Origin of the sequence: Stenotrophomonas sp. PFBMAA-4 (assembly GCF_030053215.1) — a bacterium.
Classification (GTDB): Bacteria; Pseudomonadota; Gammaproteobacteria; order Xanthomonadales; family Xanthomonadaceae; genus Stenotrophomonas.
The window spans coordinates 56,378-65,941 of the sequence record NZ_JASGBW010000029.1; the positions used below are offsets into that span (position 1 = coordinate 56,378).

Sequence of the window (9,564 nt, forward strand, 5' to 3'; positions counted from 1 at the left end):
GGGTAGAGCCGACCGTTGGTCGGCTGCTCCCGCAGCGGTGCATCCAACATTCCAGCCGACCAACGGTCGGCTCTACCGAATTCCCATCCCCCAAGTGGACCTGATCCCCATGAGCAACAAAGACGTCGTTCTCGCCTTCTCCGGCGGCCTGGATACCAGCTTCTGCGTGCCGTACCTGCAGGAGCGTGGCTACAACGTACACACCGTGTTCGCCGACACCGGCGGCGTGGATGATGAGGAGCGCGATTTCATCGAGAAGCGCGCTGCCGAGCTGGGCGTGGCCAGCCACCAGACCGTCAACGGTGGCCCGGCCATCTGGGAAGGCTTCGTCAAGCCGTTCGTGTGGGCCGGCGAAGGCTACCAGGGCCAGTACCCGCTGCTGGTCTCCGACCGCTACCTGATCGTCGACGCCGCGCTGAAGCGTGCCGCCGAACTGGGCACCAACATCATCGCCCACGGCTGCACCGGCATGGGCAACGATCAGGTCCGCTTCGACCTGGCCGTGAAGGCGCTGGGCGACTACCAGATCATCGCGCCGATCCGCGAGATCCAGAAGGAACACACCCAGACCCGCGCCTACGAGCAGAAGTACCTGGAAGAACGCGGCTTCGGCGTGCGCGCCAAGCAGCAGGCCTACACCATCAACGAGAACCTGCTGGGCCTGACCATGTCCGGCGGCGAGATCGACCGCTGGGAAGCCCCGGGCGAAGGCGCGCGTGGCTGGTGCTCGCCGCGCAGCGAGTGGCCGGAACAGGCCCTGACCGTGACCCTGAAGTTCCTCGAAGGCGAAGCCGTCGAACTGGACGGCAAGGCGCTGCCGGGTGACCAGATCCTGGCCCAGCTCAACAAGCTGTTTGCCCCGTACGGTGTCGGCCGCGGCGTCTACACCGGCGATACCGTGATCGGCCTGAAGGGCCGCATCGTGTTCGAGGCACCGGGCCTGGTCTCGCTGCTGGCCGCGCACCGCGCCCTGGAAGACGCCGTGCTGACCAAGCAGCAGAACCGCTTCAAGCCGGACGTGGCGCGCAAGTGGGTGGAGCTGGTGTACGAAGGCTTCTACCACGACCCGCTGAAGACCGACATCGAGGCCTTCCTGAAGTCCTCGCAGGCCAAGGTCAATGGTGAAGTGGTGCTGGAAACCCGTGGCGGCCGCGTCGATGCGGTGGCCGTGAAGTCGCCGCACCTGCTCAACACCAAGGGTGCCACCTACGCGCAGTCGGCCGACTGGGGCGTGGAAGAGGCCGAAGGCTTCATCAAGCTGTTCGGCATGAGCTCCACCCTGTATGCACAGGTGAACCGCGGTTGACCTGTGACGGTAGTGCCGGCCGCTGGCCGGCATTCACCACCGATATCGTTGCCGGCCAGCGGCCGGCACTACCAGGATTGTTGATTCATGCTTGAACAGACGCTCGATCACCTGCAGGCCCTGGTGTCCTTCGACACCCGCAACCCGCCGCGTGCGATCACCACCGGTGGCATCTTCGATTACCTGCGCGCGAACCTGCCCGGCTTCAACGTCGAGGTGATCGACCACGGCGCGGGTGCGGTCAGCCTGTATGCCGTGCGCGGGACGCCGAAGTACCTGTTCAACGTGCATCTGGATACCGTGCCCGATTCGCCGCACTGGAGTGCCGACCCGCACGTGATGCGCCGCCTGGACGACCGCGTGGTCGGCCTGGGCGTGTGTGACATCAAGGGCGCCGCTGCGGCGCTGGTGGCCGCGGCCAACGCCAGCGAGGGCGATGCTGCGTTCCTGTTCTCCAGCGACGAAGAAGCCAACGACCCGCGCTGCATCGCTGCGTTCCTGGCCCGTGGCCTGCCGTACGAAGCGGTGCTGGTGGCCGAGCCGACCATGAGCGAGGCCGTGCTGGCGCACCGCGGCATCAGCTCGGTGCTGATGCAGTTTGCCGGCCGCGCCGGCCATGCCTCGGGCAAGCAGGATGCGGCCGCCAGTGCATTGCACCAGGCCATGCGCTGGGGCAACCGCGCGCTGGACCACGTGGAATCGCTGGCCTCGGCGCGCTTCGGCGGCCTCACCGGCCTGCGCTTCAACATCGGTCGCGTCGAGGGTGGCATCAAGGCCAACATGATCGCCCCTGCGGCCGAAGTGCGTTTCGGCTTCCGCCCGTTGCCGTCGATGGACATCGATGCGCTGCTGGCCACCTTCGCCGGCTTCGCCGAACCGGACGCCGCGCTGTTCACCGAAACCTTCCGTGGCCCCAGCCTGCCGGCCGGTGACATCGCCGAGGCGGAACACCGCCGCCTGCTGGCGCGCGACGTGGCCGATGCACTGGACCTGCCGATCGGCAACGCCGTGGACTTCTGGACCGAAGCCTCGCTGTTCTCCGCCGGTGGCTACACCACGCTGGTGTTCGGTCCGGGTGACATCGCCCAGGCCCACACCGCCGATGAGTTCGTGACGCTGGACCAGCTGCAGCGCTATACCGACGCCGTGCACCGCATCATCGCCGCCGGCGCCTGATACCTACCTTCTGACGAAACCGAAATGTCTCCTGCCCTCCAGCCCCACCGCCAGACCCGCCAGACCATCGTGCGCCTGCTTTCCAGCATGGCCAGCGCGAAGGAGATCAGCCAGTACCTCAAGCGCTTCTCGCAGCTGGACGCCAAGCGCTTCGCCGTGGTCAAGGTCGGCGGCGCGGTGCTGCGCGACGATCTCGAAGCGCTGACCTCCTCGCTGTCGTTCCTGCAGGAAGTCGGCCTGACCCCGATCGTGCTGCACGGCGCCGGCCCGCAGCTGGATGCCGAACTGTCGGCCGCCGGCATCGACAAGCAGACCGTCAACGGCCTGCGGGTGACGTCGCCGGAAGCGCTGGCGATCGTGCGCCGCGTGTTCCAGCAGTCCAACCTGCGCCTGGTCGAGGCCCTGCAGCAGAACGGTGCGCGCGCCACCTCCATCACCGGCGGCGTGTTCGAAGCCGAATACCTGGACGTGGACACCTACGGCCTGGTCGGTGAAGTGAAGCGGGTCAACCTGGCCCCGATCGAGGCCAGCCTGCGCGCCGGCTCGATCCCGGTCATCACCAGCCTGGGCGAGACCGCTGGCGGGCAGATCCTCAACGTCAACGCCGATTTTGCCGCCAACGAGCTGGTGCAGGAACTGCAGCCGTACAAGATCATCTTCCTCACCGGCACCGGCGGCCTGCTGGACGAGTCGGGCAGCGTGATCGATTCGATCAACCTGTCCACCGAATACGACCACCTGATCGCGCAGCCGTGGATCCACGGCGGCATGAAGGTGAAGATCGAGCAGATCAAGGATCTGCTGGATCGCCTGCCGCTGGAATCGTCGGTGTCGATCACCCGGCCGGCTGACCTGGCCAAGGAACTGTTCACCCACAAGGGCTCGGGCACGCTGGTGCGCAAGGGCGAGAAAGTGCTGCGCGCCACCGGCTGGGACGAACTGGACCTGCCGCGCCTGAAGGGCCTGATCGAATCCAGCTTCGGCCGCACCCTGGTGCCGGATTATTTCGAGAAGACCAAGCTGCTGCGCGCCTATGTCAGCGAGAACTACCGCACCGCGGTCATCCTCACCGACGAAGCCGAAGGCGTGTACCTGGACAAGTTCGCCGTGCTCGACGATGCGCAGGGTGAGGGCCTGGGGCGTGCCGTCTGGAACGTGATGCTGGAAGAAACCCCGCAGCTGTTCTGGCGCTCGCGCAACGGCAACCCGATCAACCATTTCTACTACGCCGAGTCCGACGGCTGCTACAAGCAGAACACCTGGAAGGTGTTCTGGTTCGGCGCCGATGGCATCGACCGCATCAAGACCTATGTGGACCACTGCGCGGCGCGCCCGCCGAGCCTGCAGGACTGAGTGCGATGAGCCACGCCGACGCCTGGACCACCGTTCCCACCCTGCGCGGCCAGCACGTGATGCTGGAGCCGTTGCAGCGTGACCACGTGCCCGGCCTGGCGGCGGCATTGCAAGGCAGCGGCCTGGACCAGCTCTGGTACACCCAGGTGCCGTCGCCGGAGCAGGCAGGGCACTACGTGCAGGCCGCGCTGGACGTGCAGGCTGAAGGCAAGGTGCTGCCGTTCGTGATCCGCGATGCGGCCGGCGACATCGTCGGCAGCACGCGCTTCTATGCGCTGGAGCCGGGCGTGCCCCGGCTCAGCCTCGGCTACACCTGGTACGCCCCGCGCGTGCAGCGCACCGGGGTCAACACCGAGGCGAAGCTGCTGCTGTTGCAGCACGCGTTTGAAACCCTGGGCTGCATCAGCGTGGTGCTGGAAACCAGCTGGTTCAACCACGCCTCGCGCGCCGCCATCGCCCGCCTGGGCGCCAAGCAGGACGGCGTGCTGCGCAACTACACCCGGCATGCCGACGGCACGCCGCGCGACACCGTCATCTTCTCCATCATCGACGCGGAATGGCAGGGCGTGAAGCGCCACCTGCAGCACCGCCTGGACCATCACGCATGAACGATTCGACTTTCACCCTGGGCATTGTCGGTGCCCGCGGCCACACCGGCGCCGAGCTGATCAAGCTGGTGGCCGCGCACCCGCGCCTGCAGCTGGCATTCGTGTCTTCGCGCGAGCTCGCTGGCAAGCGCCTGGCCGATCATCACCCGGAATACCAGGGCGAGCTGCACTACGAGAACCTGGACGCCGATGCCGTGGCCGCCAAGGGCGTGGACGCGGTGATCCTGGCCCTGCCCAATGGCCTGGCCGCCCCGTTCGTTGCCGCGCTGCAGGCGGCCAAGCCGGACACCGTCATCATCGACCTGTCGGCCGACTACCGCTTCGACGGCCAGTGGTACTACGGCCTGCCGGAGCTGACCCGTGGCCGCTACCAGGGCCAGAAGCACATCAGCAACCCGGGCTGCTACGCCACGGCCATGCAGCTGGCGATCCATCCGCTGCTGGACCTGCTGGCCGGCCCGCCGCAGTGCTTCGGCGTGTCCGGCTACTCCGGTGCCGGCACCTCGCCCTCGGACAAGAACAACCCCGAGCTGCTGGCCGACAACCTGATGCCCTACGCGCTGACCAACCACATGCACGAACGCGAAGTGTCCGCGCAGCTGGGCGTGCCGGTGGAGTTCATGCCGCACGTGGCGCCGCATTTCCGTGGCATCACCCTCACCGCCAACCTGTGGCTGAACCGCGCGCAGACCCGCGAGCAGATCGTCGAGCGCTTCCAGCAGGCCTACGCCGGTGAGCCGCTGGTGGAGATCGTGGATGAAGCGCCGTGGGTCAGCCGCATCGCCGGCCGCCATGGCGCGCAGGTGGGTGGCTTCACCCTGGCCCCGGGCAACAAGCGGGTCGTGGTCGTGGCAACCCTGGACAACCTGCTCAAGGGCGCCGCCACCCAGGCCATGCAGAACCTCAACCTCGCGCTGGGCATCGACGAACTGACGTCGATCCCTCACTGATACCGCCCAGACACCGCCTTCCCGGAGCCCCCCATGGCAGACCTTCTTTGGCAGAAGCCCGGCGTCGCCGTCGACGCCCAGATCCAGACCTTCCTCGCCGGCGATGACGTGATCCTCGATCGCGAATTCTTCCTGCACGACATCGCCGCCAGCGCCGCGCACGCGCAGGGCCTGCAGCACATCGGCATCCTCAGCGCCGACGAGCTGGAAGGCCTGCTGCGCGAACTGGAGGTGCTGGCACAGGACTTCCGCGCAGGCCGTTTCGTGCTCGATACGCAGTACGAGGATGGTCACTCGGCCATCGAAGCGCGCCTCACCAAGCGCCTGGGCGATGCCGGCCGCAAGATCCACACTGGCCGCAGCCGCAACGACCAGATCCTGGTGGCCACCCGCCTGTGGCTGAAGGAAAAGCTGCAGCGCGTTGCCCAGCTCAGCGCCGAAGTGGCCAAGGTCGCGCTGGACCGCGCGCAGGCCGAGAAGGACGTGCCGCTTCCCGGCTACACCCACATCCAGCGCGCCGTGGTGTCCTCGGCGGGCATGTGGTGGGCCGGCTGGGCCGAAGCCTTCATCGACAATGCCGTGCGTGCGCGTGACACCCACGCACTGGTCGATGCCAACCCGCTGGGCACCGCCGCCGGTTACGGCGTGAACCTGCCGCTGGACCGCGAACACACCACGGCCGCGCTGGGCTTTGCGCGCATGCAGATCTCGCCGATCTACGCGCAGCTGTCGCGCGGCAAGTTCGAACTGGCTGCGCTGGAAGCCCTGGGCGGCGCCACCCTGGACCTGCGCCGCATCGCCTGGGATCTGTCCCTGTTCACCAGCGCCGAGTTCGGCTTCGTCGCCCTGCCGGCGCAGTACACCACCGGCAGCTCGATCATGCCCAACAAGCGCAACCCGGACGTGATCGAGCTGATGCGTGCCACCCACGCCAGCGTCGCCGCCGCGCGCACCGAGATCGAGCAGCTGCTGTCGCTGCCTTCGGGCTACCACCGCGACCTGCAGTCGTCCAAGGGCGCCATCTTCCACGGCTTCGGCCGCGGCCTGGCCGCGCTGGAACTGCTGCCGGCGCTGCTGGCCAACCTGGAATGGCGTGACGACAAGCTGCGCGCGGCCATTGATTCGGGCATGTACGCCACCGACGTCGCCGTCGAAGCCGCCGTTGCGGGCGTGCCGTTCCGCGAAGCCTACAAGGCCGCCGCGGCCGGTGCCGACAGCGCAGGGCAGGGCCGCACGCCGGAAGGCAGCCTGGCCGCGCGCGTGTCGCCCGGCTCGGCCGCCGACCTGCGCCTGGACGAACTGCGCACGCGCTGGCAGGCGCTGGCCTGATGGCGGGCACCGTCTACCTGGTGCTGGCCATGCGCCGGCCCGACTTCAACGCCGCCGCCGTGCAGCCGCACCTGGATTTCCTCGATGCGCTGCGCGCGCAGGGCCAGCTGCAGCTGACCGGCGGATTCACCGATGGCAGTGGCGGCGCCTACGTGCTGTGCAATGTGGCCAGCCTGGCCGATGCACAGGCCATCGTCGCTACCGATCCGCTGGTGACGATGCAGGCCTCGCACCTGACCGTGCACGAATGGAACACCCGCTGAGGCGCACCTGATGACTCTGCACGCCACCCACGTCGCCTCGCCGTTCCCCGAACAAGCGCTGCCGCCGTGGCGGCGTGCCGTGCTCAAGGTGGGCAGCAGCCTGCTGGCCGCCGATGGCGGTGGCCTGTCGCCGCGGCATGCGCTGGGCCTGGCGCAGTTCGTGTCGGCCAACGCGCTGGCCGGGCGCGAAGTGGTCATCGTCTCCTCCGGCGCGGTCGCCGCCGGCCGCGCCATCCTGCCGCGTGCCGATGAGCCCGGTGCGGCGATGGCCGCGCGGCAGGCACTGGCCGCGCTGGGCCAGGCACAGCTGATTGGCCTCTGGCAGCGCTTCTTCGAGCGCCCGGTGGCGCAGGTGCTGCTGACCCACGACGACCTGCGCAACCGCCGTCGCTACCTCAATGCACGCGCCACGCTCACCGAGCTGCTGCGGCTGGGCGCGTTGCCGGTGGTCAACGAGAACGACACCGTGTCGGTGGACGAACTCAAGCTTGGCGACAACGACAACCTGGCCGCCACCGTGGCCGCGCTGGTCGATGCCGATGCGCTGTTCATCGCCACCGACATCGACGGCCTGTACAGCGCCGACCCGCGCACCGTGGCCGATGCGCGCCCGCTGCACGACGTCCCCGAGCTGGATGACACAGTGCTGGCGATGGCCGGCGGCGCCGGTTCGCGCGCCGGCACCGGCGGCATGCGCACCAAGCTGGAAGCCGCGGCCAAGGCTGGTCGGCTCGGCATCGAAACCTATCTGTTCAACGGCCGCAGCGGCGACGTGGTGCGCGCGCTGGCACAGGACCGTCTGTTCGGCACGCGCATCCATGCCGCGCGCAGCCGTGAGGCCGCACGCAAGCACTGGCTGCGGCATGCGCCGCTGGCCGACGGCGCGATCCTGGTCGATGCCGGTGCGGCGCAGGCGATGCGCGAGAAGGGCGCTTCGCTGCTGCCCGGCGGCATCACCGGCGCCGATGGCGATTTCCGCCGCGGCGACATGGTGCAGGTGTGCTGGAACACGCCGCAGGGCCGCCTCTGCGTCGCCCGTGGCGTCAGCCAGTACGCCGCCGATGATGTGCGCCGCATCGCTGGCCGCCATTCGCGCGACATCCAGGCCGTGCTCGGCTACAACTACGGCGGTACCGTCGTCCATCGCGACGATCTGGTGCTGCCATGACCGGACTGCAGGACACCCCCATGAGTGAAATCGAAGCGCAGGCACGTGCCTGTCGTGACGCGGCCCAAGTGGTCGCTGGCCTGGACAGCGCCGCACGCGGCACGCTGCTGCAGGCCATGGCCCAGGCACTGGAGATGAACGCCGGGCTGATCCTGGCCGGCAATGCCCGTGACCTGGCGGCGGCGCGCGAGAAGGGTGTCGGCAGCGCGATGCTCGACCGCCTGGCCCTGGACCCGGCGCGCCTGTTCGCGATGGCCGAGGCCGTGCGCGAGGTGGCCGCGCTGCCGGACCCGGTGGGGCAGGTGACCCGCGACGACGTGCGCCCCAACGGCATCCGCGTACAGAAGGTGCGCGTGCCGCTGGGCGTGATCGCGATGATCTACGAAGCGCGGCCGAACGTGACCGCCGAAGCGGCGGCGCTGTGCCTGAAGGCCGGCAACGGCGTGATCCTGCGCGGCGGCTCGGAGGCGATCCATTCCAACACCGCCATCGCCCAGGCACTGGCTGCGGCCCTGCAGGCCAATGGCGTGCCGCCGGCCGCAGTGACCGTGCTGACCGACCTGCGCCGCGAGGCGATGCTGGAGCTGCTGCAGCTGCACGAGCTGATCGACCTGGCCATTCCCCGCGGTGGCGAAGGGCTGATCCGTTTCGTGGCCGAGCACGCGCGCGTACCGGTCATCAAGCACTACAAGGGTGTCTGCCACTTGTTCGTGGATGCCAGCGCCGACCTGGACAAGGCCATCGGCCTGCTGGTGGATGGCAAGTGCAGCCGCCCGGCGGCCTGCAATTCGCTGGAAACGCTGCTGGTGCACCAGGACGTGGCCGACACTTTCCTGCCGCGCGCGGCGCAGGCACTGGGCGAACGTGGCGTGCAGCTGCGTGCCGACGCACGTGCGCAACCGCTGCTGCCGGGCAGCACGGCCGCCACCGACGAGGATTACGCAGCGGAGTTCCTCGACCTGGTGCTGGCGGTACGGGTGGTCGATGATCTGGACGCCGCCATCGCCCACATCCGCACCTACACCTCCGACCACACCGAAGTGATCGCCACCGAAGACAGTGGCCATGCCGAGCGCTTCGTCAACGCACTGCGTTCTGCCGTGGTGATGGTCAACGCGTCCTCGCGTTTCTCCGATGGCGGGCAGCTGGGGTTGGGCAGCGAGATCGGCATTTCCACCACGCGCCTGCATGCGTATGGGCCGATGGGCCTGGAAGCGCTGACGGTCGAACGTTTCGTGGTTCGCGGCGAAGGGCAGACACGGTAGGGGTTTGTCCTGCAGGGCTTGCAGCCCTGCACCTGCTTTGAATCAACGTCAACGTCAACAGCAGAAGCGGGCATTCCGTGGGTTGGCGGGGTGGGTCCGGTTGAGGGGGACGCCGTAAACCCATCCATGGGGGCTTGGTCGCGGCA

Annotated in this window: 9 protein-coding genes; all 9 read left to right on the plus strand. The window is 68.4% G+C overall.

What is annotated here, in order from left to right:
• Positions 1–109 precede the first annotated feature (109 nt).
• Positions 110–1,306 carry an argininosuccinate synthase gene (locus tag QMZ26_RS16690; protein ID WP_283222102.1) on the plus strand — a complete coding sequence of 399 codons (1,197 nt, stop codon included), beginning with the start codon at positions 110–112 and terminating at the stop codon, positions 1,304–1,306.
• Between the two features lie 87 nt (positions 1,307–1,393).
• On the plus strand, positions 1,394–2,482 hold the full coding sequence (locus QMZ26_RS16695; RefSeq protein ID WP_200734339.1) for an acetylornithine deacetylase: 1,089 nt from the start codon (positions 1,394–1,396) through the stop codon (positions 2,480–2,482).
• Between the two features lie 24 nt (positions 2,483–2,506).
• Positions 2,507–3,835: an acetylglutamate kinase gene (locus tag QMZ26_RS16700; protein WP_079222518.1), complete on the plus strand. Its 1,329-nt coding sequence runs from the start codon at positions 2,507–2,509 to the stop codon at positions 3,833–3,835.
• Positions 3,836–3,840: 5 nt separating this feature from the next.
• Positions 3,841–4,443 (plus strand): GNAT family protein, encoded by a 603-nt coding sequence (locus QMZ26_RS16705; RefSeq protein ID WP_283222103.1) that lies wholly within the window; start codon positions 3,841–3,843, stop codon positions 4,441–4,443.
• A complete protein-coding gene (gene argC / locus QMZ26_RS16710) occupies positions 4,440–5,393 on the plus strand; it encodes an N-acetyl-gamma-glutamyl-phosphate reductase (protein WP_283222104.1) in 954 nt (317 codons plus the stop codon). The genes QMZ26_RS16705 and argC overlap by 4 nt, the downstream gene beginning before the upstream one ends.
• A 33-nt stretch (positions 5,394–5,426) precedes the next feature.
• Positions 5,427–6,722, plus strand: coding sequence for an argininosuccinate lyase (argH, locus tag QMZ26_RS16715; RefSeq protein ID WP_283222105.1), 1,296 nt, complete (start codon positions 5,427–5,429; stop codon positions 6,720–6,722).
• Entirely contained in the window at positions 6,722–6,985 is a 264-nt protein-coding gene (locus QMZ26_RS16720) for a YciI family protein (RefSeq protein ID WP_079222514.1), read from the plus strand. Before argH ends, QMZ26_RS16720 begins: the two co-directional genes overlap by 1 nt.
• Before the next feature lie 10 nt (positions 6,986–6,995).
• Entirely contained in the window at positions 6,996–8,153 is a 1,158-nt protein-coding gene (proB, locus tag QMZ26_RS16725) for a glutamate 5-kinase (protein WP_200734336.1), read from the plus strand.
• Positions 8,150–9,418, plus strand: coding sequence for a glutamate-5-semialdehyde dehydrogenase (locus QMZ26_RS16730; protein ID WP_283222106.1), 1,269 nt, complete (start codon positions 8,150–8,152; stop codon positions 9,416–9,418). Before proB ends, QMZ26_RS16730 begins: the two co-directional genes overlap by 4 nt.
• The last annotated feature ends 146 nt before the right edge of the window (positions 9,419–9,564 follow it).